The organism is Mycobacterium sp. IS-836 (assembly GCF_001954275.1).
Classification (GTDB): domain Bacteria; phylum Actinomycetota; class Actinomycetes; order Mycobacteriales; family Mycobacteriaceae; genus Mycobacterium.
Genome location: NZ_MBEU01000066.1, coordinates 62,213 through 85,525 on the forward strand (window position 1 = coordinate 62,213; position 23,313 = coordinate 85,525).

Here is a 23,313-nt window from a genome sequence, read left to right on the forward strand (position 1 = left end):
GCCGACTTGTTCGGACGACTCCACGGTATGGCCGGAAAGCTTTGATGGCCGACAAACCGTGCCTGTGCCAGGCTGGCCATGTGAAGGACATCTCGACTGCACCGGCCGACCGTGATCTTGCCGCGGTGGCGAGCCTGATCGGGGATCCGGCGCGTGCGACCATGCTGGCCGCGCTGGCCGCCGGGCAAGCGCTGCCGGCCGGGGAACTCGCTCGCCGGGCCGGGGTGCATCCGGCCACGGCCTCCGCGCACCTGCGTCGCCTGGCCGACGGCGGATTGATTCGCGTGCGGATCCAGGGCCGGCACCGGTACCACGAGCTCTCGGGTCCGGACGTGGCGGCGGCGCTGGAGGCCCTCGCCCGGATAGCCCCGGCGCTTGCGGTGCGTTCACTGCGTCAGCACCGTGCGACCAGCGGGCTGGCCGAGGCGCGAACCTGTTACGACCACCTGGCGGGACGCCGCGGCGTCGAACTTCGCGACCGCCTCCTGGCCGCCGAAGCGATCCGTCTGATCGACGACCGCGATCACGAGCTCACCAACCGCGGGGAGCATTTGCTCACCAAGCTCGGCGTCGACCCCGCGGCGCTGCGCGCAACCCGGCGCATCTTCGCGCGGTGCTGCATCGACTGGACCGATCGCCGACCGCACCTGGCCGGGGCACTCCCGGCCGCGATCACCGCCGCGTTCCTCGATCGGCAATGGCTCACCCGCGGGCCCGGCCGCAGCCTGCGGGTCGCCGACGCATACGAGGACAAGGTCAACAAATGGCTGGCGGCGTGACCGAAGTCGAGTCCCACTAGGGTAGGGGCCGTGACTCACTATGACGTCGTCGTCCTCGGGGCCGGTCCCGGCGGATATGTCGCGGCGATTCGCGCCGCACAGCTGGGCCTGAACACCGCGGTGGTCGAGCCGAAGTACTGGGGCGGAGTCTGCCTGAACGTCGGCTGCATCCCGTCCAAGGCGCTGCTGCGCAACGCCGAGCTCGCCCACATTTTCACCAAAGAGGCCAAGACCTTCGGCATCAGCGGCGAGGCGACCTTCGACTACGGAATCGCCTTCGACCGCAGCCGCAAAGTGGCCGAGGGCCGCGTCGCCGGCGTGCACTTCCTGATGAAGAAGAACAAGATCACCGAGATTCACGGGTACGGCAGGTTCACCGACGCCAACACGCTGTCCGTTGAGCTCAATGACGGTGGCACGGAAACCGTCACGTTCGACAACGCCATCATCGCCACCGGCAGCAGCACCCGGCTGGTTCCCGGCACGTCGCTGTCGGAAAACGTGGTCACCTACGAGGAACTGATCCTGTCGCGGGAGTTGCCCGAGTCGATCATCATCGCCGGGGCCGGCGCGATCGGCATGGAGTTCGGCTACGTGCTGAAGAACTACGGCGTCGACGTCACGATCGTGGAGTTCCTGCCGCGCGCGCTGCCCAACGAGGACGCCGAGGTGTCCAAGGAGATCGAAAAGCAGTTCAAGAAGCTGGGCGTCAAGGTGTTGACCGGAACCAAGGTCGAGGGCATCTCCGACGACGGTTCGGTGGTCAGGGTGACGGTCAGCAAGGACGGTCGCAGCGACGAGCTCAAGGCCGAAAAGGTGTTGCAGGCCATCGGTTTTGCGCCCAATGTCGAGGGCTACGGGCTGGAGGCGGCCGGGGTCGCGCTCACCGACCGCAAGGCGATCGGCATCAGCGACTACATGCGCACCAACCTGCCGCACATCTACGCCATCGGCGACGTCACCGGACTGTTGATGCTCGCGCACGTCGCCGAGGCCCAGGGTGTGGTCGCGGCCGAAACCATCGGTGGGGCAGAGACTTTGGCGCTCGGCGATTATCGGATGCTGCCGCGCGCGACGTTCTGCCAACCCAACGTCGCCAGTTTCGGGCTCACCGAGCAGCAGGCCCGTGACGAGGGCTACGACGTGGTGGTCGCCAAGTTCCCGTTCACTGCGAACGCCAAGGCGCACGGCGTGGGCGACCCCAGCGGTTTCGTCAAGCTGGTGGCCGACGCGAAGTACGGCGAGCTGCTCGGCGGGCACCTGGTCGGCCACGACGTGTCCGAGCTGCTGCCCGAGCTCACCCTGGCGCAGAAGTGGGATCTGACTGCGACCGAGCTGGCCCGCAACGTGCACACGCATCCGACCATGTCCGAGGCGCTGCAGGAGTGCTTCCACGGCCTGACCGGCCACATGATCAACTTCTGATCGATGAACACCAGCAAGACCAGCGAGAGGATCGTCGGCGCCATCGGCGGCGTGGCGATCGGCTATGTGCTGTGGCTGGTGGCCATTTCGACCGGCGACAATGCGACGGCGGGCCAGTGGGGCCCGCTGGTGTTGCTGATGTCGGTGGTGCTCGGAATCTGCGCCGGGGCGTGTGGGTGGTGGTTGCGCCGGCGCGGTAACCAGCTGTGGGCGGCGTTCGCCTTCGGCCTGCCGATACTGCCCGTGGTGCTGACGCTGGCCGTGCTGGCCGACGTCTACCTCTAGCTAGCGGGGGTTGTCCAGCGGGATGTCGAGCGCGGACATCGTCGCCGCCAGGCCGTCGTATTGGCTTGCGAGCAAGCAGAATTCGATCAGCTGTCGCCGATCCAGGTAAGTCGCCAGCCGCTGCCAGGTCGCGTCGCTGATCGTCCGGTCCTTGACGAACTCGTCCGTCGCCGTCAGCAGCGCCCGTTGCCGTTCGGTGAGCCCGGATCCGTTCGGCGCGTCGGGCCAGGCGAAGATCGCGGCCTGCATGTCCGCATCCAGACCCGCCCGGCGGGCCATCCGGCGATGGTGCTGCAGTTCGTATTCGCACGAGCGCAGGTGCGCGACCCGCAGGATCACCAGCTCGGTGTCGACCGGCCGCAGCCGCCCCCGCAACAACCGGCCGCCGTAAAAGGCCCAGGCCCAGAACAGCAATCGGCGCTGGCCCAACGTGGTGAACAGGTGGAACTCGGGCGCTTTCACCGTGCGCGCACCCAGCTTCGCGATCACCCAGTTGATCGGTCCCAGCTCTCGGAACCCGCCCGACGGGATGCGGCCGACGGGACCTGCCGGGAGCCCGGTCACGCTTGCTTCACCAGATACGGGGACACCGTGCTGCGGTGCTCGTCGAGATCGAGCGCGCGCCCCAGCGCGGGGAACGCCCGCTGCGGACAGTTGTCGCGTTCGCAGACACGGCAACCCGCGCCGATGGGCGTAGCGATCTCACCCGACAAGTCGAGTCCTTCCGAGTAGACGAGCCGGTGGGCGTGCCGAAGTTCGCAGCCCAGCCCGATCGCGAAGGTCTTACCCGGCTGACCATACCGCGCGGCGCGGCGTTCCACGGTGCGGGCCACCCACATGTAGTTGCGGCCGTCGGGCATCTGGGCGATCTGCACCAGGATCTTGCCGGGGTTGGCGAACGTTTCGTAGACGTTCCACAACGGGCAGGTTCCGCCGCTCGAGGAGAAGTGAAAACCCGTGGCGGACTGACGTTTTGACATGTTGCCGGCCCGGTCGACCCGGATGAACGAGAACGGAACACCGCGCATCGACGGCCGCTGCAGCGTCGAGAGCCGGTGCGCGACGGTCTCATAGCTCACCGAGTAGAACGCCGACAGTCGCTCGACGTCGTAGCGGAAATTCTCTGCGACGTCGTGGAATTGGCGATAGGGCAGCACCGCGGCCGCCGCGAAGTAGTTGGCCAGCCCAAGCCGGGCCAGCGTGTGCGACTCGTCGCTGGTGAACTTGCCGTCGGTGACCATGCTGTCGATCAGGTCACCGAATTCGAGGTAGGCCAATTCGGCGGCCATCTTGAACACCTGCTGACCCAGCGAGAGGTGATTGCTGATTTCCAGCGTCTTGGTCTCGGGGTCAAAGCGGTGCAGCACGGTGTCGCCGAGATCGATGCGCCGGTTGATGTGCACGCCGTGCACCTCGGTGAGCCGCCGGGTCAGCTCGCGGGCCAGGTCGCCGTGATGCAACCGCATCTGGGTGGTGAGGTCCTCGGCGGCGGTGTCCAGCTCGTGCAGGTAGTTCTGGCGCTGGTAGAAGTAGTCGCGCACCTCTTCGTGGGGCATCGTGATCGACCCGGTGCCACTGCCGTCGAAGAACCGCTCCTCGGTGGCGGCGGCCAGCTGCGCGGTGGTGATCCGGTAGCGCCGATGCAGGTTGACGACCGCGCGGGCCAGCGCGGGATGGGCGCTGACCATCTCGGCGACCTCGGGCGGTTCGACGTCGATGCCCAGGTCGCGATCCATCGTCACCTCGCGCAGCTCGGCGACCAGCCGGGTGTCGTCGTGCGGTGCGAAAAAGGTCGCGTCCACGCCGAACACCTCGGTGATCCGCAGCAGCACGGCCACCGTCAGCGGCCGGACGTCGTGCTCGATCTGGTTGAGGTAGCTGGGTGAGATCTCCAGCATCTGGGCCAGCGCGGCCTGACTGAATCCGCGCTCGCTGCGCAACTGGCGAACGCGCGAGCCGACGAATGTTTTGGACACCTAACCGAGCCTACGCGCCACTGCGAAGCTACGGTTTGCAGAGTTGGCATCGCGCTAGGATTGGTTTTTCGGAGATGCCATTTGGCATGATTCCCGTCTGCCCCCGGTTACCGTGGGGTCCAGACGAGGAGCGAGCGGGGGAGCGAAGCCGTGAGCCTGGACAAAATAATGATGCCGGTGCCCGACGGCCACCCCGACGTATTCGATCGCGAATGGCCGCTGCGCGTCGGCGACATCGACCGCACCGGCCGGCTGCGGCTGGATGCCGCCTGCCGCCATATCCAGGACATCGGCCAGGACCAGCTGCGCGAGATGGGCTTCGAGGAGACCCACCCGCTGTGGATCGTCCGCCGCACCATGCTCGACCTGATCCGCCCGATCGAGTTCCAGGACATGCTGCGGTGCCGGCGCTGGTGCTCGGGCACCTCGAACCGGTGGTGCGAAATGCGGGTCCGCGTCGACGGCCGCAAGGGCGGCCTGATCGAATCCGAGGCGTTCTGGATCAACATCAACCGGGAAACCCAGATGCCCGCGCGCATCGCCGACGACTTCCTGGCGGGCCTGCACAAGACCACAGCCATCGATCGGCTGCGGTGGAAGGGCTACTTGAAGCCGGGCAGCCGTGACGACGCGACCGAGATCCACGAGTTTCCGGTCCGGGTGACCGACATCGACCTGTTCGACCACATGAACAACTCGGTGTACTGGAGCGTGATCGAGGATTACCTCGCCGCCCATCCCGAGCTGCTGCGGGGACCGCTACGCACCACCATCGAGCACGAGGCGCCGGTCGCGCTGGGCGACAAGCTCGAGATCATTTCGCACGTCCACCCGGCCGGTTCCACCGATCAGTTCGGTCCCGGCCTGGTCGATCGCCCTGTTACAACGCTCACATATACCGTCGGCGACGAGACGAAAGCCGTCGCCGCGCTCTTCTCCCTGTAGCCGATCCGGGCCGCTAAGCGGCCCGCTCAATTTCCCGCCTTGACCTGCGGCTTTGGGGTTACTGGCCGGTAGCTTCTGAAACGGTTCAGTTCTTGGGTGCCTTCGCAAGATTTGCAAAATCGGGCAAACGTGTTGCGGAAATTGGCAAATGAAACGGGTGGACCGGCATAAACAGGCTGTGCCATGGTCGTGTTAGCACGCCAGTGAAGTTGAGCCTCCAGCTACCGCCGGACGGCGGCGTCAACCGTTCACCAATTGCAAAGGAGTTAAGCCCAATGTCTGACGTTGGCACCCCGAAGAGCGCCGAACAGATCCAGCACGACTGGGACACCAACCCGCGCTGGAAGGGCATCAACCGCACCTACACCGCCAAGGACGTCGTCGCCCTGCAGGGCAGCGTCGTCGAGGAGCACACCCTGGCCCGCCGCGGCGCCGAGGTGCTGTGGGAGCAGCTGCACGACCTGGAGTACATCAACGCCCTCGGCGCCCTGACCGGCAACATGGCCGTGCAGCAGGTGCGCGCCGGCCTGAAGGCCATCTACCTGTCGGGTTGGCAGGTCGCCGGCGACGCCAACCTGTCCGGCCACACCTACCCCGACCAGAGCCTGTACCCGGCTAACTCGGTGCCGCAGGTCATCCGTCGCATCAACAACGCGCTGCTGCGCGCCGACGAGATCGCCAAGGTCGAGGGCGACCGGTCCGTGGAGAACTGGCTGGCGCCGATCGTCGCCGACGGCGAGGCCGGCTTCGGCGGTGCGCTCAACGTGTACGAGCTGCAGAAGGCGATGATCGCCGCGGGCGTCGCGGGGTCGCACTGGGAGGACCAGCTCGCCTCGGAGAAGAAGTGCGGCCACCTCGGTGGCAAGGTGCTGATCCCGACTCAGCAGCACATCCGCACCCTGACCTCGGCGCGCCTGGCCGCCGACGTCGCCGGCGTGCCAACGGTCGTGATCGCGCGCACCGACGCCGAGGCGGCCACCTTGATCACCTCGGACGTCGACGAGCGCGACCAGCCGTTCATCACCGGTGAGCGGACCAAGGAAGGCTTCTACCGCGTCAAGAACGGCCTCGAGCCGTGCATCGCGCGGGCCAAGGCCTACGCGCCGTACTCCGACCTGATCTGGATGGAGACCGGGACCCCGGACCTCGAGCTCGCGGCCAAGTTCGCCGAGGGCGTCAAGTCGGAGTTCCCGGACCAGATGCTCGCCTACAACTGCTCGCCTTCCTTCAACTGGAAGAAGCACCTGGACGACTCCACCATCGCGAAGTTCCAAAAAGAGCTTGGCGCAATGGGATTCAAGTTCCAGTTCATCACGCTGGCCGGCTTCCACGCGCTGAACTACTCGATGTTCGATCTGGCCTACGGCTACGCCCGCAACCAGATGAGCGCGTACGTCGAGCTGCAGGAGCGCGAGTTCGCCGCCGAGGAGCGCGGTTACACCGCGACCAAGCACCAGCGCGAGGTCGGTGCCGGTTACTTCGACCGCATCGCGACCACGGTGGACCCGAGCTCGTCGACCACCGCGCTGGCGGGTTCGACCGAAGAGGGTCAGTTCCACTGAGTTAGTCTGCCGAGCAGTCCCCCGCATGCGGGGGACTGCTCGCGCGTTTAGGAGGAAGTAGTGAGCGACGCAGCGATCCACCGGGTCGGGGTTGTCGGTGCGGGGCAGATGGGGTCCGGCATTGCCGAGGTCTCGGTGCGCGCCGGAGTCGACGTGACGGTGTACGAGCCCAGCGAGGAGCTGATCACGGCCGGACGCAACCGCATCGTCCGGTCGCTGGAGCGCGGCGTCAGCGCGGGCAAGGTCACCGAGCGGGAGCGCGACCGCGCGCTCGACAAGCTGACGTTCACCACCGACCTGAAGGACCTGGCCGACCGCCAACTGGTGATCGAGGCCATCATCGAGGACGAGGCCGTCAAGGCCGAGCTGTTCGCGGAACTGGACCAGGTCATCACCGACCCCGACGCGGTCCTGGCGTCGAACACCTCCAGCATCCCGATCATGAAGGTGGCCGCGGCCACCAGGAACCCTCAGCGCGTGCTGGGCCTGCACTTCTTCAACCCGGTCCCGGTGCTGCCGCTGGTCGAACTGGTCAGCACGCTGGTCACCGACGAGGTCGCGGCCGCGCGCACCGAGGAGTTCGCCAGTGCGGTTCTGGGCAAGCAGGTGGTGCGCTGCTCGGACCGGTCCGGCTTCGTCGTCAACGCCCTGCTGGTTCCGTACCTGCTGTCGGCGATCCGGATGGTGGAAGCCGGTTTTGCCACCGTCGAAGACGTCGACAAGGCAGTGGTCGCCGGGCTGTCGCACCCGATGGGCCCGCTGCGGCTGTCCGATCTCGTCGGATTGGACACCCTCAAACTCATCGCGGACAAAATGTTCGAAGAATTCAAGGAGCCCCAATACGGCCCGCCGCCGCTGCTGCTGCGCATGGTGGAGGCCGGCCGGCTCGGCAAGAAATCCGGACAAGGCTTCTATACGTACTGATGCGGCCCGTGAATGGGTCGGCGCGACGCCATTGTGTCGATCGGGTAGCATTCTCGCGACAACCGACGAGAGGCATCCGAATCGCATGGCTCAGTTGAAGCCGTATTACGAAGAGTCGCAATCCATCTACGACATCTCGGACGAATTCTTCTCGTTATTCCTAGACCCGACCATGGCCTACACCTGCGCCTACTTCGAGCGGGACGACATGACCCTCGAGGAGGCCCAGAACGCAAAGTTCGACCTGGCGCTGGGCAAGCTCAACCTCGAACCCGGCATGACGTTGCTCGACATCGGTTGCGGTTGGGGTGGAGCGCTGCAACGAGCGATCGAGAAATTTGATGTCAACGTGATCGGAATCACGCTCAGCCGCAACCAGTTTGAATACAGCAAGGCGAAGCTCGCCGGTTTGCCGACCCGGCGCAACGTCGAGGTGCGGTTGCAGGGCTGGGAGGAGTTCGACGACAAGGTCGACCGCATCGTCACCATCGGCGCCTTCGAAGCGTTCAAATCCGAACGGTGGGCCGCATTTTTCGGCCACGCCCACGACGTCCTTCCCGCCGACGGCAGAATGCTCCTGCACACGATTTTGACGTACACCCAGAAACAGCAACATGAGCGCGGCGTCTCGCTGACGATGAGCGACGTGCGATTCATGCGATTCATCGGCACGGAAATCTTCCCGGGCGGCCAGTTGCCGGCGCAGGAAGACATTTTCAAGTTTGCGCAGGCCGCCGGTTTCTCGGTCGAAAAGGTGCAATTGCTGCGGGAGCATTACGCGCGCACGCTCAACATGTGGGCGGCCAATCTTGCGGTCAATAAGGAAAACGCCGTCGCGATCCAATCCGAAGAGGTCTACGACCGCTATATGCACTACCTGACCGGCTGCGAGAATTTCTTCCGCAAAGGCGTCACCAACGTGGGGCAGTTCACGCTCGTCAAGTAGTGCTACGCAGGACGGCGCCGATCGCCAGGCCGAGCACCAATAGCGCGCCCGCCTGCCGCACGTGCACCCACGCCAGCGCGGCATACCACAGGGGCCACACCGGAAACTTCGGTGGCGGTTCGGCGGGTCTCGGGCGGCGGAAGTACGGCCACACCTTCGCCAGCCGGGGCAGCGCCAAGGCGACCACCAGCGCGGCCCAGGGCATCGCGCCAGCCGCGACGGCGATCGCGACCAGCACGTAGAAGCCGACCATCATGCCCAGCGTCACGACGCGGGCGCGCGCCTCGCCCAGCAGGACCGGCAGCGTCCGGATCCCGAGCGGCTCGTCGTAGGGGATCTTGTCGATGTGCTTGCCCATCAGCACCGTCGTGCACAGCAAGCCGTAGGGCAGTGAGGCCAGGACGACGTCCCAACCGACCGAGCCGACCGCCGAGTAGTACGTCCCGCAGACCATCAGCGGACCCCACACGACGAAAACGTCGGGCTCGCCCAGCCCGCGTTTCTTCAGGCGCAGCGGCGGCGCCGTGTACGCGACGCTCAGCGCGAAACCGCTGAGCGCAAAGGCGATTACGGGCCAACCGCGGGCCCACGTCAGCGTCACCAGGATCGCCAGGTCCGCGACGTTCACCAGCAGGATCGCCAGCCCCAACGTCCGGCGGCTGATCAGCCCGGACAGCACCGGGTGCGGGGCGTACAGCGCGCGGGGATAGGTGGCGCTGTCGGTGCCCACCTGCGTGTCGTAGAGGTCGTTCATCAGGTTATTGGCGGTGTGCGCCAACGTGATTCCCAACACGGCAAGCACCAGCCACCGCCAATCCAGGCCCGGCTTGCCGACCGCCAGCAGCGCCGCCACCAGACCGGAAACCAGGGTCATCGGCAACACCGCGGCGCGGGTGACAACCAGCCACCGCGTGACCGTGTCGACCGGCCCATCGGGTGGCGGGTTGGTGGTGCGAAGTGCGTATGCCCACGACCTCAGCCGGGAGCCCACGCTCGCCTCAGGCATTCCTAAAGCCTAGGCCTCAACGCGGCTGCGGAGGAACGATCGGCGTCGGATGCGGCTGCGCGCGGAACTTCTCCAGCGACCCGCCGACCTCGACGATCCCGCATATCGCGTTCCAACTGAGCATGGTCAGGTAGTCGATCAGCTCGTCGCGACTCATCCGGGGTTCCGACATCCACGAGTGTGTGGCCAGCTGCACGCCGCCGACGATCAGGTAGGCCCACGGCTCGACCCCGCCGGTGTCCAACCCGGCCTGGTGCATGCGCCGGCGGATCAGGACCGCGAGCATGCGGGCGATGATTCGCTCGGAGTCGGCGATCACCTTGCTGTGGCTCGCCGAGCTGTTCGCCATCACGAACCGGTACGGCTCGGGCTCGTTTGCCACGGTGTCGACGTAGACCCGAATGACCTCGCGGGTCAGGTCGAAGCCGTCCAAGTTCGATGAGAGGGCCGCGGTCATGTTGGGAATCAGCGTCGTCTGTGTGAACCGCATCATCACGGCCGTCGTCAGATCGTTCTTGTCGACGAAGTAGCGGTACAGCACGGTCTTGGAAACCCCGATCTCGGCCGCGATGTCGTCCATGCTCAGGAAGCGGCCAAGCCGCCGAATCGCTTCAATGGTTCCGTCGACCAGCTCATTACGTCGATCAACTTTGTGCTGATGCCAGCGCCGCTTGCGACCATCCATCTTGACGGTCACAGCCGGTATTTGCTCTGCCACAGTCGCCGATTTCCATTCCCTAGACGCCCTCGATAATACGGCCTGGGGGGTCCGGTTGGCGGATGGCGGGCGCGGGAGAACAGGCCCCTGGACAGTGCAAGTCACACTAATCGCCCGCGGCGATACATGATGGTGTGGTGGCACACAGAGCCGAGCCGCCGGGGTCGCCGGCGCGGGGGCTGGACGTGATCGCGTCGCCGAGCCCGGCGCGCCGCCCCCACACGTCCCTCGCGGAATCGTTCGCGGGGGCCGATCCGCAGGCCGACGCCGAACGCCGGGTGGCGCTGCGCCGGATGAAGATCGTGGCGCTGGGTTTCCTGATCGGTGCCAGCGGCGTGTTCCTCGCGTGCCGGTGGGCGCAGGCCCACACCAGTGCGGGCGTCTGGGTCGGCTACGTCAGCGCGGCCGCGGAGGCCGGCATGGTCGGCGCCCTGGCGGACTGGTTCGCCGTCACCGCGCTGTTCAAACACCCGCTGGGCATACCCATCCCGCACACGGCGATCATCAAGCGCAAAAAGGATCAGCTCGGCGAGGGCCTGGGCACCTTCGTGCGGGAGAACTTCCTGTCGCCGGCGGTGGTCGAGACCAAGCTGCGCGACGCGCAGGTGCCCGGCCGGCTCGGCAAGTGGCTGTCGGAGCCCTCGCACGCCGAGCGGGTGGCCAGCGAGACGGCGACCATCCTCCGGGTGTTGGTGGAGTTGCTGCGCGACGAGGACGTGCAGCAGGTCATCGACCGGATGATCGTGCGCCGCATCGCCGAGCCACAGTGGGGTCCGCCGGTGGGCCGGGTACTCGGGACCCTGCTGGCCGAGAACCGGCAGGAAGCCCTGATCCAATTGCTCGCCGACCGGGCTTTTCAGTGGTCGCTCAATGCCGGCGAGGTCATCCAGCGGGTAGTCGAGCGCGACTCGCCGAGCTGGTCGCCCCGATTCATCGACCACCTCGTCGGTGACCGCATTCACCGCGAGTTGATGGACTTCACCGACAAGGTGCGGCGCAACCCCGACCACGAACTGCGCCGCTCGGCGACGCGCTTCCTGTTCGAATTCGCCGACGACCTGCAGCACGATCCGGACACCATCGCGCGCGCCGAAGCCGTCAAAGAGCAGCTGATGGCCCGCGACGAGATCGCCAACGCCGCCGCGACGGCATGGAAGACGATGAAACGGCTGGTGCTCGAGGGCGTCGACGACCCGTCGAGCGCGTTGCGGACCCGCATCGCCGACACGGTGGTTCGCATCGGGGAATCGCTGCGCGACGACGCCGAGCTGCGCGACAAGGTCGACAACTGGATCGTCCGGGCGGCCCAGCACCTGGTCTCGCAGTATGGGGTTGAGATCACCGCGATCATCACCGAGACGATCGAGCGCTGGGACGCCGAGGAGGCCAGCCGGCGGATCGAACTGCACGTCGGCCGCGACCTGCAATTCATCCGGATCAACGGAACGGTGGTCGGCTCGCTCGCGGGGCTGGCGATCTACGCCGTCGCGCAGCTGCTTTTCTAGCGGTGCTAACAAGTGCTTGCAAAAGCAAGCACTTGTCCGTAGTCTGAGGGCCGTCAAGATCGACCATCGACCCAGGAGTACGCAATGGCACCCGAGGAGAAGCTCTCCGCCAAGGTGTCGACCGCGGCCTCCGAAGTGGCCTCCGACATCGGCAGCTTCATTCGTGACCTGCGGGAAAACGCGCAGGTCTCGGTGCGCCAACTGGCCGAGCGGTCGGGGGTCAGCAACCCCTACCTCAGCCAGGTGGAGCGCGGACTGCGCAAGCCGTCCGCCGACGTCTTGAACCAAATCGCGAAAGCGCTGCGGATTTCGGCCGAGGTGCTCTACGTGCGGGCCGGGATCCTCGAGCCGAGCGAGGCCAGTCAGGTGCGCGACGCGATCATCACCGACACCGCGATCACCGAGCGTCAGAAGCAAATCCTGCTCGACATCTACGCGTCGTTCGCCCAACAAAACGAATCCACCCCAGAGGAGTGTCCGACCGAATCCAATGGCGACTGACCTGGGCGACGTATAGACGGCGCGCCACGCGGTTACCCAGAAGGAAGGGACTCAACCGTTCCAGGCCAGTTGCTGGCTCTGCTGCCCCGATCTGGCGGCCAGCGCAGCTGCCACTCGATCATCACTCGACCGACCAAGCAGGAGGTTCTCGCGCAACTTCCACCAGACAGCAGTCCGTAACACCGATAACGAAAGAAATAACGAAAGGAAAACCAATGGCTGAAAACCCGAACATCGAAGACCTGCGCGCCCCGTTGCTCGCCGCACTCGGCGCGGCGGACCTGGCCCTGGCCACCGTCAACGACCTGATCACCAACCTGCGTGAGCGTGCCGAGGAAACCCGCACCGAGACCCGCAGCCGGGTCGAGGAGCGGCGTGCCCGCCTGGCCAAGCTGCAGGAGGACCTGCCCGAGCAGTTCACCGAGCTGCGCGAGCGGTTCACCGCCGACGAGCTGCGCAGGGCGGCCGAGGGTTACCTGGAGGCCGCGACCAGCCGCTACAACGAGCTGGTCGAGCGCGGCGAGGTCGCCCTGGAGCGGCTGCGCAGCCAGTCCGGCTTCGACGACGCGTCGGCGCGGGCCCAGGCGTCCGTGGACCAGGCCGTCGAGCTGACCCAGGAGGCGCTGGGCACCGTCGCGTCGCAGACCCGCGCGGTCGGTGAGCGCGCGGCCAAGCTGGTCGGCATCGACCTGCCGAAGAAGGCCCCCGCGAAGAAGGCGCCGGCCAAGAAGGCCCCCGCCAAGAAGGCGCCGGCCAAGAAGGCTGCGGCCAAGAAGTCGACGGCCAAGAAGGTCACCCAGAAGTAGTCAGGTACCGGGTTGCCCCCGTGGGGGCAACCCGGATCAAGCAGCACACTCGACTCCGAGTTGCCCCGGGGGCAACTCGGAGTCGACGTTTTGGACGCCGCCCGCATACCCTTAAGGCGTGAGCCACCTCGTGGGTACCGTCATGTTGGTCTTGCAGATCGCCGTCCTGGTGACGGCGGTGTACGCGTTCGTGCACGCGGCGCTGCAGCGACCCGATGCCTATACCGCCGCCGACAAGCTGACCAAGCCCGTGTGGCTGGTGATCCTGGGCCTGGCCGTCGCGCTGACATCGATCCTGAGCTTCGTCTTCGGCGTGCTCGGCATGGCGATCGCGGCCTGCGCGGCCGGCGTGTATCTGGTCGACGTTCGGCCCAAACTCCTCGAAATTCAGGGTAAGTCGCGCTGACGGGATGAAAGCCCTGCTGGCCTTGCCGGCGGCGGTGCTGGTCGCCTTCTCGGCGGCCGTCCCTGCCGGGGCGGACCCGGGCACGGGCGCGGCGAGCCCGTCGTACTCACCGCCCTATATCGATCACACCGAGTGGATGCAGTGGGGAGGCCTGGCGAGCTTGCGGGTTTACCCGACGCCCTCCGGGCGGGCGGCCTCGAGGCAGCCCGGGACGTCGGCGGCCGCCGACGAAGCGTGGGCCGAGGTGCTCGCGTCGGCACCGGACGCCGACACCGCCGGCATGCGTGCGCAGTTCCTCTGCCACTGGCAGTTCGCCGAAATGGCACAACCGGGCAAGACCAGCTGGAACCTCGAGCCGTGGCGGCCGGTCGTCGACGACACCGAAATGGTCGCGGCCGGTTGCAATCCCGGCGGCCCGGAAGGACCGTTCTAGTGGCGGACCGACCCACCCGCGCCCAGGTGGCTGCACTCGTCGACCACACCCTGCTCAAGCCCGAGGCCACGGAGGCCGAGGTGGCCGCGCTGGTCGCCGAGGCCGCCGAGTTGGGTGTCTACGCGGTGTGCGTCTCGCCGTCGATGGTGCCGGCCGCAATCCAAGCCGGCGGTGTGCGGGTTGCCGCGGTGGCCGGTTTTCCGTCGGGCAAGCATGTGTCGGCGATCAAGGCGCAAGAGGCCGCGCAGGCGGTTGCGTCCGGCGCGAGCGAGGTCGACATGGTCATCGACGTCGGTGCCGCGCTGGCCGGTGAACTCGGCTCGGTGCGGTCGGACATCGAAGCGGTGCGTTCGGCCGCCGCCGGAGCGGTGCTGAAGGTGATCGTGGAATCGGCTGTGCTGCTTGGCCATAACGAGCGCACGCTGGCGGCGGTGTGCCGCGCCGCTGAAGACGCCGGCGCGGACTTCGTCAAGACATCGACGGGATTTCATCCCGCCGGCGGGGCGTCGCTGCGCGCCGTCGCGTTGATGAGCGAAACCGTCGGCGGGCGGTTGGGGGTCAAGGCCAGTGGCGGCATCCGCACCGCCGCCGACGCCGTCGCGATGCTCAACGCGGGCGCGACCAGGCTGGGCCTGTCAGGTACCCGGGCCGTACTCGACGGGCTCGACTGAATCAGAGGTTGGCGAAGCAGGGGTTGGTATTTCCGGTGGGGATGGTGGCGTTCTGCGTCGAAAAGTGGCTCGTCACACCGGAATTGGTCACCTGCACGCTGTCGGCGTGAATGCCCAACGGGAAGTTCTTCGTTTGGTCTGAGGTGAACTTGTCCAGCGTCGACTGCACGCTTTCCTTCGGCATGGTGAAGCCGAGGGCGTTGAAGCTGACGATCTGCAACTCCAACCCGGTGCCGGAGACCACCGGCTTGGCGGTGATGTTGTCCAGCATGCCCTTCAGCTCGACGGTGCCGTCGGCCGGATGCGTGGTCACGCTGTTGGTGACGAAGGGACCCAGGACCGGGATAGCGTTTTGCACCGATTCCTTGATGCCCTCAGTCGTCCAGGTGATGGTGGCGTCGAGCGACCCGATGGTGCCCTTGGAATTGGCCGTCGATTGGAGCCGCACATCTCGGATGTTGATTTCGATCTTCATACCCTTGGCGCTGCGGATCTGGTTGCCGGCGGTCGAGACCGAGATGTTGCTGTAGTGCTTGGTCAGTTGCTGCCACAGCATCAGCGGGGTCACGCTGAACGACGCGGTGGCCTGATCCTTGGTCTCGCACGCCACCGCCTCGGCGACCTTGTTGTTGGCGACGTGGCGCACGTACAGCTCGGCGCCGATCAGCGCCGCGATGACGAGCGAAACCACGATGATGCAGACCAGCAGGATCGATAGCGGGTCGCGAAGGAAGCGTCGTTTTCTTTTCACAGGCTCTTCGTTCGGAGTTGCCAACCGTTCCGTCGGGCCCGCCGGCGGAACGGGCGGAGGCGGGTAGCCGGGTCCCTGCGTGTCCGGCCGGGTCGCACCCAGCTGCTCGGTCTGCGGCTCCGGCGCCCGCGGCGGCGGTGGGCCCGGCGCTCGCTGAGGCGGAGGTGGCGGCACCGGGCCGGGCCCGGGCTGCGGTGGCGACTGGCCGGGGCCTCCGGTGGGGAATCGCTCGGTCGGACGCTCGGTCGGTGGTGGGCCCGAGGGGCCTTGACTGCCGGGACGGCCCCACGGGCCCTCGTTAGGTGGTCCTGGCGGTCCTGGCGGGTTCGTCACCCAACCGATTCTGCCCTATCGATTCGAGCAAAGCTTGACTGGTTTCGCAGCACCGCGATGCTCTCGCGGGCCTTCGCTACCCGGTCGACGTCGATGTCGGCGACCACGAGCTGCGGCTCGGCGCCCGCCGACGCGACCACTTCACCCAGCGGCGAGGCCACCAGGCTGCCGCCCACTCCGGTCGGTGCTCCGGAGCCGGACCCCGGGCCGGTCAAGCTGTCGCCGGGGTCGGCCTGGCCCGCCGCGGCGACGTAGCTCATCGAGTCCAGCGCGCGGGCCCGGGCCAGCAGCGTCCACTGCTCGAGTTTGCCGGGACCCGAACCCCAGGACGCACAAACCGCGATCACCTGCGCGCCGCGTCGGGCCAGTTCGGTGTAGAGCTCCGGGAAGCGGACGTCGTAGCAAACGGACAACCCCACGCCGACGCCGTCGACCGTGATCACCACCGGCTCCGCCCCGGGCGCGACGGTGCGCGACTCGGTGAAGCCGAACGCGTCGTACAGATGGATCTTGTCGTAGTGGGTGTCGGGCTCATTAGGCGTGGCCGGCCCGGTCGCGATCAGCGTGTTCTTCACGCGCCCGTCGCCGGCCGGAGTGAACATGCCCGCGATCACGGTGATGCCGGCGTCGGCGGCGACCGCCCGGACACCGTCGGCCCAGGGCCCGTCCACGGGCTCGGCGACCGGTCCCAGCGGGACGCCGAACCGGCACATGGTCGCCTCGGGGAACACCACCAGCCGCGCGCCGGCGTCCGCGGCCCGGCCGGCATACTCGCGGACGAGTTGCAGATTCTTTGCCGGATCGGTGCCACTGAGGACCTGCGCCAACGCGATTCGCATGGCGCCAGCCTAAAGCGCGGCGGGTCAGGTGTTGTTCGCGATCCACTCCGTGGTGAACCGCTGCTCCGCGACCACCAGGTCGGCCAGTTGGGTGCCGATGAAATTCTCCAACTTGCCCCCGATGAGTGGGACGCGGACGTGGACGGTGATCCGGCACTCCAGTCGCGAGCCGACCGACTTGCCCGTGGCAGACAGCTCGGCGGTACCGGACACGTTCGCCGGAGCATCCACGATCGATCCGGCGACCGTGGCCATCGCGACCCCGCCGGCAACCGGGCCCCACGTCTCCTCGCGCCTGATGCACAGATCGCCCCGGTGCAATTGCGTGATCAGGGCCGGCAGCTTGTCACTGCGGATCACTTGCAGCGTGACCACGTCGATGCTGCCGTCGTCGCCGGACTCGCCCCCTAAGCGCAACGCCTCCAGCTTCGTGTCGTCGACACCGGACGCCGCAAGCCTGGCCAGCCAGTAGGCCTCCTCGCGGTAAGCCTGGAGAACCGATTCGACGCTGCCTTCGTAGTCGGCGGATATGTCGAATGAACGCGGCATAGCTGGCCAGGCTACCGTTACGGCCCGTGGTCGGTTCGCTGTTTGCCGGTGCGCATGTCGCCGAGGCGGTGCCGCTGGCGCCGTTGACCACGATGCGAATCGGACCGGTGGCGCGGCGCCTGATCACCTGCACCAGCACCGAACAAATCGTCGCCGTCATGCGTCAGCTGGACTCCGAAAACGCGGCTGGGCCGCCGCTGGTGTTCGCCGGCGGCTCCAACCTGGTGATCGCCGATACCCTGGTCGGCCTGACCGCGGTGCGATTGGCCAACGATGGCATCACCATCGACGGCAACCTGGTGCGCGCGGAGGCGGGCGCGGTCTGGGACGACGTCGTCCTCGCGGCCATCGAGCACGGCCTGGGCGGGCTGGAATGCCTGTCCGGCATCCCCGGCTCGGCCGGCGCGACGCCGGTGCAGAATGTGGGGGCCTACGGCGCCGAGGTGTCTGACACCATCACCCGGGTCCGGCTGCTGGATCGGCGCAGCGGCACCGAGCGGTGGGTACCGGGCAGCGAGCTCGGCTTCGGGTATCGCACCAGCGTGCTCAAGCAAGCCGGCGGCCTCGAAATCCCTTCTGTGGTACTGGAAGTGGAGTTCGCATTGGATGCGTCGGGCCGCAGCGCGCCGCTGCGCTACGGCGAGTTGGCGGCCGCGCTCGACGTGGCCAGCGGCGAGCGGACCGACCCGGGCGCCGTGCGTGACGCGGTGCTGGCGCTGCGCGCCCGCAAGGGCATGGTCCTCGACGCGGCCGACCACGACACGTGGAGTGTTGGTTCGTTCTTCACCAACCCGGTGGTCGCACCCGAGGTGTACGAGGGGCTGGCCGCCGAGATCGACGGGCCGGTGCCCAACTACCCGGCACCGGGCGGAGTCAAGCTGGCCGCCGGCTGGCTGGTGGAGCGGTCGGGCTTCGCCAAAGGCTATCCGGCCGACGAGCGCGCCCGATGCCGATTGTCCACCAAGCATGCGCTTGCTCTGACGAACCGCGGCGCGGCCAGGGCCGAGGACGTCGTCGCGTTGGCGCGCACGATCCGTGACGGAGTCCGCGACGTGTTTGGCATCACACTGGAACCCGAACCCGTCCTGCTCGGATGCAGGCTGTAGGGGTTAAATCCGCTCAACGGCACCCCGGGCGGCGAGTTGTCGTGACCGGGCGAGAGTCGTTCTCCCGGTATCTTTATTTGTCGTGAGCACATCCAGCGCGCCGCCGCCGATCAACCGGCGGCTGGCTTTGGCGGCCCTCGGGGTTGGTGTGTTCGCGCCCAATTTCTTGGCCGCCTGCGCGGGCACCGTGACCAAGCAAGCGCAGAAGAAAGAAGCCCCCGCCGCGCACCTGAAATTCGAGCCGGCCGACGCGGCCTCGGACGTGATTCCCATTGCGCCGGTAAGCGTTCAGATCGGTGACGGCTGGTTTCAGAAGGTGGCGCTGACGAACTCGTCGGGCAAGGTCGTCGCCGGAGCGTACAACGCCGATCGCACCGTCTACACGATCACCGAGCCGCTAGGCTACGACGGCACCTACACCTGGAGCGGCTCGGCCGTCGGCCACGACGGCAAGGCGATTCCGGTCAGCGGCAAGTTCACCACCGTGTCGCCCAGCAAGAAGATCGGCGGGGCGTTCCAGCTGGCCGACGGCCAGACCGTCGGAGTGGCGGCGCCGATCATCATCCAGTTCGACGCGCCGATCAGCGACAAGGCCTCCGTCGAGAAGGCCCTCACCGTCACCACCAACCCGCCCGTCGAGGGCAGCTGGGCCTGGCTGCCCGACGAGGCGCAGGGCGCACGCGCGCACTGGCGCCCCCGCGAGTACTACCCGGCGGGCACCACCGTCAACGTCGACGCCAAGCTTTACGGGCGGTCCTTCGGCGAGGGCGCGTACGGCGCCGACGACATCTCGCTGCGCATCCAGATCGGCCGGAAGCAGGTCGTCAAGGCCGAGGTCTCGTCGCACCGCATCCAGGTCGTCACCGACGCCGGCGTCATCATGGATTTCCCGTGCAGCTACGGCGAGGCCGACAAGGCGCGCAACGTCACCCGCAACGGCATCCACGTCGTCACCGAGAAGTACGCCGACTTCTACATGTCCAACCCGGCGGCCGGCTACAACCACATCCACGAACGGTGGGCGGTGCGGATCTCCAACAACGGCGAGTTCATCCACGCCAACCCCGCCAGCTCCGGGGCGCAGGGCAACACCAACGTCACCAACGGCTGCATCAACCTGTCCACCGCGGATGCCGAGCAGTACTACGGCAGCGCGATGTACGGCGACCCGGTCGAGGTGACGGGAAGCTCGATTCAGCTGTCCTACTCCGACGGCGACATCTGGGACTGGGCCGTCGACTGGGACACCTGGGTGGCGATGTCGGCGCTGCCGCCCCCGACCGCGCATCCGCCGTCGACGCAGATCCCGGTCACCGCACCGGTGACCCCGTCGGATGCCCCCACCCTGTCGGGCACCCCGACGACCACCACCACGTCGGCGCCGGCTAGGCCCGGCGGTTAAACCGCGAGGCGCTGGCCTGATCCCGGGGCCGGATGATGATCTGGTCCAGGTCGACGTGCGACGGCCGGGAGGCCACGAACCCGATCACCTCGGCCACATCGGCGGCCGTTAACGGTGTGATGCCCGAGTAGACGGCGTCCGCGCGCCGCTCGTCGCCGTCGAAGCGGACCAGTGAGAACTCGGTTTCGACCGCTCCCGGCGCGATCTCGGTGAGCCGGACCGGCTTGCCCAGCAGCTCGCCGCGCAGCGTGCGGTGCAGGGCGCCCTGCGCGTGCTTGGCCGCGGTATAGCCGGCCCCGCCGTCGTAGGTTTCCATCGCCGCGATCGAGGTGACGGTGATGATCAGTCCGTCGCCGGACTCGATCAGCTTGGGCAGCAGCGCGCGGGTGACCCGCAGGGTGCCCATCACGTTGGTCTCCCACATCCACCGCCAGTGCTCCAGGTCGGCGTCGCCCACCGGCTCCAGCCCCCGGGCGCCACCGGCGTTGTTGACGAGCACATCGACCCGGCTCAGGCCCTGCGCGAGCGCCGCGACGGCCGCGTCGTCTGTGACATCAGCCACAACGGCGCTACCGCCGATCTCGTCCGCAAGGGCGTTGATCCGGTCGGCCCGACGTGCCACCGCCACGACGTGAAACCCAAGGGCCGCAAGGGTTTTGGCGGTCGCCTCACCGATCCCGGAACTGGCACCGGTGACGACCGCGATCCGATCGCTCGCTGAACTCACCAGGACAACTCTAATAAACGTGCTAAATTTCCCCTGTGCAGTACAGCGTCCTGGTCAACACCGCCACCGCGTGTCTTTGCGCGGCAGGTGCGTGTTGTTGCCGCGCACTTTGCCGCGCCTGACTCCCCGGCGTGGCCGAAGACCGGCCCTCAGTACTCAACCAAAGGACGCTCGTGCGCACGACCAGTCTCACTCACACCCATCATTCGCCCGGCCGCAAAGGCCATCTGCGGTTGCACCGCCAGATCCTGCCGCCGGCCTTGCACATCTCCGACTCGGCGGCGGCGTCCGTCTTCCGCGCGGTGCGGTTGCGCGGGCCCGTCGGACGCGACGTCATCGCCGCGGTCACATCCCTGAGCATCGCGACGGTTAACCGCCAGGTCATCGCGCTGCTCGCGGCCGGCCTGCTGCGGGAGCGTGCCGACCTCGCGGTCTCCGGCGCGATCGGACGCCCGCGGGTGCCCGTCGAGATCAACCATGAGCCGTTCGTGACGCTCGGCATCCACATCGGCGCGCGCACCACCAGCATCGTCGCCACCGATCTCTTCGGCCGCACGCTGGACACCGTCGAGACCCCGACACCGCTCAGCCCGCCCGGACCCGCGCTCGCCTCGCTCGCCGAAAGCGCGACCCGCTACATGAGGCGCTGGCACCGGCGCCGCCTGCTGTGGGTGGGCGTGGCGATCGGTGGCACCGTCGACGGCGCCACCGGCCACGTCGACCACCCGCGGCTGGGCTGGCGGCAAGCGCCGGTCGGATCGGTGCTGGCCGACGCGCTGGGCCTGCCGGTTTCGGTGGCCTCCCACGTCGACGCGATGGCCGGGGCCGAGCTGCTGCTCGGCATGCGGCGGTTCGCGCCGAGCTCGCCGACCAGCCTGTACATCTACGCCCGCGAGACGGTTGGCTATGCGCTGGTGATCGGCGGGCGCGTGCACTGCCCGGCCAGCGGCCCCGGCACCATCGCCGGCCTGCCCGCGTACTCGGAGCTGCTCGGCGGCACCGGGCAGCTGGAATCGACCGTCAGCGACGAGGCCGTGCTGGCCGCCGCCCGCCGGCTTCGGATCCTGCCCGCCGCCCCGGTGAACCGCGCGAACGGCGCCGTCACCGCGATGACCGACCTGGTGCGGGTGGCCCGCGCTGGGAACGAGCAGGCCAAAGAGCTGCTCGCGGAACGCGCCCGGGTGCTCGGCGAGGCCGTCGCACTGCTGCGTGACGTGCTCAACCCCGACGAGCTGGTGGTCGGCGGCCAGGGGTTCACCGAGTATCCCGAGGCCATGGGCCAGGTGGAAGAGGCGTTCGCCGCGCGCTCGGTGCTGCCCCCGCGCGATATCCGGGTCACGGCGTTCGGCAACCGGGTCCAGGAGGCCGGGGCCGGGATCGTGTCGCTGGGCGGGCTGTACGCCGATCCGCTGGGCGCGATGCGCCGCGCCGGCGCGCTGGCCGCCCGGGCGGATGTCGAACCGGACGAGTCTTCCGCTTAGCGCGAACAGCGCCCTCGGGTGGGGTCGGGGCCCGTCCTGTAAAGATGACAGTGTGCGGCACGATGACGTCTTCCGGCTGAACGACCCGCGCCGCATTGCGGTGTTGGCGGTCCACACCTCACCACTGGCCCAGCCGGGAACCGGCGATGCGGGCGGCATGAACGTCTACGTGCTGCAAACGGCGCTGCACCTGGCCCGTCGGGGCATCGAGGTGGAGATCTTCACCCGGGCCACCGCATCCGCCGATCCGCCGGTCGAGCGGGTCGCGCCCGGTGTGCTGGTGCGCAACGTCGTGGCCGGGCCGTTCGAGGGCTTGGACAAATACGACCTGCCCACCCAGCTGTGCGCGTTCGCGGCGGGGGTGCTGCGCGCCGAGGCATCCCACGAACCGGGCCACTACGACATCGTGCATTCGCACTACTGGCTGTCCGGTCAGGTCGGCTGGCTGGCCCGCGACCGCTGGGCGGTTCCGCTGGTGCATACCGCGCACACGCTGGCCGCGGTGAAGAACGCGGCACTGGCCGACGGTGATGCGCCCGAGCCGCCGCTGCGCACGGTGGGGGAGCAGCAGGTGGTCGACGAGGCGGACCGGCTGATCGTCAACACCGATGATGAAGCGAGGCAATTGATTTCGATCCACCGCGCCGATCCCGCGAGCATCGACGTGGTGCATCCGGGTGTGGACCTGGACGTGTTCCATCCGGGTGATCGCCGGGCGGCCCGCGCGGCACTGGGGCTCCCGCTCGACGAGGACATCGTGGCCTTCGTCGGCCGGATCCAGCCGCTGAAGGCGCCCGACATCGTGTTGCGGGCCGCCGCCAAACTGCCCGGCGTGCGCATCGTGGTCGCCGGCGGACCGTCGGGGACCGGGCTGGCGTCTCCAGACGGGCTGGTCCGTCTCGCAGACGAATTGGGCATCGCGGCGCGGGTGACATTCCTGCCGCCGCAGTCCCGGGCGAATCTGGCCACCCTGTTCCAGGCTGCCGATCTCGTTGCGGTGCCGAGCTATTCGGAGTCGTTCGGCTTGGTCGCCGTCGATGGCCGCCGCCCAGCGGTCGACGTCGTGGCCGGACACCAGGGCGCCGGTGACCCCGTCGCGCACCGCCACCGGCAATCCGCCGACCGCTGCCGCCACGACCGGCGTCTCGCAGGCCTGCGCTTCGACGGCGACCAAGCCGAACGACTCCGAATAGCTCGGCACCGCAACGAGATCGGCAGCCTGGAACAGGGTCGCCGC

General features: G+C 67.7%; 24 protein-coding genes and 2 pseudogenes. 17 read left to right on the plus strand and 9 right to left on the minus strand.

Annotated elements, in window-relative coordinates:
• The first annotated feature begins 80 nt into the window (after positions 1-80).
• Genes A5747_RS18280 through A5747_RS18290 form a run of 3 tightly spaced genes read left to right on the plus strand, consistent with a single transcriptional unit; the run spans position 81 to position 2,489 of the window.
• Entirely contained in the window at positions 81-779 is a 699-nt protein-coding gene (locus tag A5747_RS18280) for a helix-turn-helix transcriptional regulator (protein ID WP_158070281.1), read from the plus strand.
• A 30-nt stretch (positions 780-809) separates the two neighbouring features.
• Positions 810-2,204 (plus strand): dihydrolipoyl dehydrogenase, encoded by a 1,395-nt coding sequence (gene lpdA / locus A5747_RS18285; RefSeq protein ID WP_076126809.1) that lies wholly within the window; start codon positions 810-812, stop codon positions 2,202-2,204.
• A gap of 3 nt (positions 2,205-2,207) precedes the next feature.
• Positions 2,208-2,489, plus strand: a complete 282-nt coding sequence (locus tag A5747_RS18290; RefSeq protein ID WP_076126812.1) for a hypothetical protein — start codon at positions 2,208-2,210, stop codon at positions 2,487-2,489.
• Here A5747_RS18290 and A5747_RS18295 read toward each other — a convergent pair whose 3' ends face one another.
• Both A5747_RS18295 and ramB read right to left on the minus strand, forming a co-directional pair.
• On the minus strand, positions 2,490-3,053 hold the full coding sequence (locus A5747_RS18295) for a carboxymuconolactone decarboxylase family protein (RefSeq protein WP_076126814.1): 564 nt from the start codon (positions 3,051-3,053) through the stop codon (positions 2,490-2,492).
• Complete coding sequence (gene ramB, locus A5747_RS18300) at positions 3,050-4,465, minus strand: acetate metabolism transcriptional regulator RamB (RefSeq protein ID WP_076126816.1); 1,416 nt, start codon at positions 4,463-4,465, stop codon at positions 3,050-3,052. Before ramB ends, A5747_RS18295 begins: the two co-directional genes overlap by 4 nt.
• 150 nt (positions 4,466-4,615) lie before the next feature.
• Here ramB and A5747_RS18305 point away from each other — a divergent pair, with 150 nt between their 5' ends.
• The 4 genes from A5747_RS18305 to A5747_RS18320 all read left to right on the plus strand — a co-directional run bounded on the left by A5747_RS18305 (position 4,616) and on the right by A5747_RS18320 (position 8,842).
• Complete coding sequence (locus tag A5747_RS18305; RefSeq protein ID WP_076126818.1) at positions 4,616-5,410, plus strand: acyl-[acyl-carrier-protein] thioesterase; 795 nt, start codon at positions 4,616-4,618, stop codon at positions 5,408-5,410.
• 275 nt (positions 5,411-5,685) lie between these two features.
• Complete coding sequence (aceA, locus tag A5747_RS18310) at positions 5,686-6,972, plus strand: isocitrate lyase (RefSeq protein WP_076062568.1); 1,287 nt, start codon at positions 5,686-5,688, stop codon at positions 6,970-6,972.
• 60 nt (positions 6,973-7,032) lie between these two features.
• Complete coding sequence (locus A5747_RS18315; RefSeq protein WP_076126821.1) at positions 7,033-7,896, plus strand: 3-hydroxybutyryl-CoA dehydrogenase; 864 nt, start codon at positions 7,033-7,035, stop codon at positions 7,894-7,896.
• Between the two features lie 85 nt (positions 7,897-7,981).
• Positions 7,982-8,842, plus strand: a complete 861-nt coding sequence (locus tag A5747_RS18320) for a cyclopropane mycolic acid synthase family methyltransferase (RefSeq protein WP_076126822.1) — start codon at positions 7,982-7,984, stop codon at positions 8,840-8,842.
• On the opposite strand, the gene A5747_RS18325 is transcribed toward A5747_RS18320, so the two are convergent.
• Together A5747_RS18325 and A5747_RS18330 are read right to left on the minus strand one after the other, a co-directional pair.
• Complete coding sequence (locus A5747_RS18325; protein ID WP_076126823.1) at positions 8,835-9,848, minus strand: prenyltransferase; 1,014 nt, start codon at positions 9,846-9,848, stop codon at positions 8,835-8,837. The two genes, A5747_RS18320 and A5747_RS18325, sit on opposite strands and share 8 nt — an antisense overlap.
• Positions 9,849-9,864: 16 nt before the next feature.
• Positions 9,865-10,566, minus strand: a complete 702-nt coding sequence (locus tag A5747_RS18330) for a TetR/AcrR family transcriptional regulator (protein WP_076126825.1) — start codon at positions 10,564-10,566, stop codon at positions 9,865-9,867.
• A 134-nt stretch (positions 10,567-10,700) separates the two neighbouring features.
• Between A5747_RS18330 and A5747_RS18335 the strand changes: the two genes are divergently transcribed.
• From A5747_RS18335 to deoC, 6 genes are all read left to right on the plus strand, one after another.
• The gene (locus tag A5747_RS18335) at positions 10,701-12,071 is read left to right on the plus strand and encodes a DUF445 domain-containing protein (RefSeq protein ID WP_139333041.1); all 1,371 of its coding nucleotides are present in this window, start codon (positions 10,701-10,703) and stop codon (positions 12,069-12,071) included.
• Between the two features lie 84 nt (positions 12,072-12,155).
• Positions 12,156-12,572 (plus strand): helix-turn-helix domain-containing protein, encoded by a 417-nt coding sequence (locus A5747_RS18340; protein ID WP_076126828.1) that lies wholly within the window; start codon positions 12,156-12,158, stop codon positions 12,570-12,572.
• A gap of 215 nt (positions 12,573-12,787) precedes the next feature.
• Positions 12,788-13,378, plus strand: coding sequence for a heparin-binding hemagglutinin HbhA (gene hbhA / locus A5747_RS18345; RefSeq protein ID WP_076126830.1), 591 nt, complete (start codon positions 12,788-12,790; stop codon positions 13,376-13,378).
• Between the two features lie 118 nt (positions 13,379-13,496).
• Positions 13,497-13,784 carry a DUF2516 family protein gene (locus A5747_RS18350; RefSeq protein WP_040621261.1) on the plus strand — a complete coding sequence of 96 codons (288 nt, stop codon included), beginning with the start codon at positions 13,497-13,499 and terminating at the stop codon, positions 13,782-13,784.
• Between the two features lie 4 nt (positions 13,785-13,788).
• Complete coding sequence (locus A5747_RS18355) at positions 13,789-14,217, plus strand: DUF2599 domain-containing protein (protein WP_076126833.1); 429 nt, start codon at positions 13,789-13,791, stop codon at positions 14,215-14,217.
• Complete coding sequence (deoC, locus tag A5747_RS18360) at positions 14,217-14,888, plus strand: deoxyribose-phosphate aldolase (protein WP_076126835.1); 672 nt, start codon at positions 14,217-14,219, stop codon at positions 14,886-14,888. Before A5747_RS18355 ends, deoC begins: the two co-directional genes overlap by 1 nt.
• A 1-nt stretch (position 14,889) precedes the next feature.
• Here deoC and A5747_RS18365 read toward each other — a convergent pair whose 3' ends face one another.
• The 3 genes from A5747_RS18365 to A5747_RS18375 are packed head-to-tail and all read right to left on the minus strand — an operon-like array spanning position 14,890 to position 17,360.
• Positions 14,890-15,972, minus strand: coding sequence for a DUF2993 domain-containing protein (locus A5747_RS18365; RefSeq protein WP_076126838.1), 1,083 nt, complete (start codon positions 15,970-15,972; stop codon positions 14,890-14,892).
• Positions 15,969-16,811, minus strand: a complete 843-nt coding sequence (locus tag A5747_RS18370) for a carbon-nitrogen hydrolase family protein (protein WP_076126840.1) — start codon at positions 16,809-16,811, stop codon at positions 15,969-15,971. The genes A5747_RS18365 and A5747_RS18370 overlap by 4 nt, the downstream gene beginning before the upstream one ends.
• 24 nt (positions 16,812-16,835) lie before the next feature.
• Positions 16,836-17,360 carry a DUF2505 domain-containing protein gene (locus A5747_RS18375; protein ID WP_076126842.1) on the minus strand — a complete coding sequence of 175 codons (525 nt, stop codon included), beginning with the start codon at positions 17,358-17,360 and terminating at the stop codon, positions 16,836-16,838.
• Positions 17,361-17,362: 2 nt separating this feature from the next.
• Between A5747_RS18375 and A5747_RS18380 the strand changes: the two genes are divergently transcribed.
• Together A5747_RS18380 and A5747_RS18385 are read left to right on the plus strand one after the other, a co-directional pair.
• The gene (locus A5747_RS18380; RefSeq protein WP_369805137.1) at positions 17,363-18,466 is read left to right on the plus strand and encodes a UDP-N-acetylmuramate dehydrogenase; all 1,104 of its coding nucleotides are present in this window, start codon (positions 17,363-17,365) and stop codon (positions 18,464-18,466) included.
• Between the two features lie 82 nt (positions 18,467-18,548).
• The gene (locus tag A5747_RS18385; protein WP_076126846.1) at positions 18,549-19,868 is read left to right on the plus strand and encodes an Ig-like domain-containing protein; all 1,320 of its coding nucleotides are present in this window, start codon (positions 18,549-18,551) and stop codon (positions 19,866-19,868) included.
• On the opposite strand, the gene A5747_RS18390 is transcribed toward A5747_RS18385, so the two are convergent.
• Positions 19,852-20,595, minus strand: a complete 744-nt coding sequence (locus tag A5747_RS18390) for an SDR family NAD(P)-dependent oxidoreductase (RefSeq protein WP_369805135.1) — start codon at positions 20,593-20,595, stop codon at positions 19,852-19,854. The genes A5747_RS18385 and A5747_RS18390 overlap by 17 nt on opposite strands.
• Positions 20,596-20,768: 173 nt before the next feature.
• On the opposite strand from A5747_RS18390, the gene A5747_RS18400 reads away from it, so the two are divergent.
• Together A5747_RS18400 and mshA are read left to right on the plus strand one after the other, a co-directional pair.
• On the plus strand, positions 20,769-22,076 hold the full coding sequence (locus tag A5747_RS18400) for an ROK family transcriptional regulator (protein ID WP_076126870.1): 1,308 nt from the start codon (positions 20,769-20,771) through the stop codon (positions 22,074-22,076).
• A gap of 52 nt (positions 22,077-22,128) precedes the next feature.
• Positions 22,129-23,181, plus strand: a pseudogene (mshA, locus tag A5747_RS18405) (D-inositol-3-phosphate glycosyltransferase); the annotation flags it as partial.
• Here mshA and A5747_RS25520 read toward each other — a convergent pair.
• A pseudogene (locus A5747_RS25520) lies at positions 23,170-23,277 on the minus strand (glycosyltransferase); the annotation flags it as partial. The pseudogenes mshA and A5747_RS25520 overlap by 12 nt on opposite strands.
• Between the last annotated feature and the right edge of the window lie 36 nt (positions 23,278-23,313).

Coding starts and splice junctions, on each gene's coding strand:
- A5747_RS18290 (WP_076126812.1), top strand. CDS start 2,208: ATGAACACCAGCAAGACCAGCGAGAGGATCGTCGGCGCCATCGGCGGC.
- aceA (WP_076062568.1), top strand. CDS start 5,686: ATGTCTGACGTTGGCACCCCGAAGAGCGCCGAACAGATCCAGCACGAC.
- A5747_RS18320 (WP_076126822.1), top strand. CDS start 7,982: ATGGCTCAGTTGAAGCCGTATTACGAAGAGTCGCAATCCATCTACGAC.
- A5747_RS18325 (WP_076126823.1), bottom strand. CDS start 9,848: ATGCCTGAGGCGAGCGTGGGCTCCCGGCTGAGGTCGTGGGCATACGCA.
- A5747_RS18340 (WP_076126828.1), top strand. CDS start 12,156: ATGGCACCCGAGGAGAAGCTCTCCGCCAAGGTGTCGACCGCGGCCTCC.
- hbhA (WP_076126830.1), top strand. CDS start 12,788: ATGGCTGAAAACCCGAACATCGAAGACCTGCGCGCCCCGTTGCTCGCC.
- A5747_RS18355 (WP_076126833.1), top strand. CDS start 13,789: ATGAAAGCCCTGCTGGCCTTGCCGGCGGCGGTGCTGGTCGCCTTCTCG.
- A5747_RS18370 (WP_076126840.1), bottom strand. CDS start 16,811: ATGCGAATCGCGTTGGCGCAGGTCCTCAGTGGCACCGATCCGGCAAAG.
- A5747_RS18375 (WP_076126842.1), bottom strand. CDS start 17,360: ATGCCGCGTTCATTCGACATATCCGCCGACTACGAAGGCAGCGTCGAA.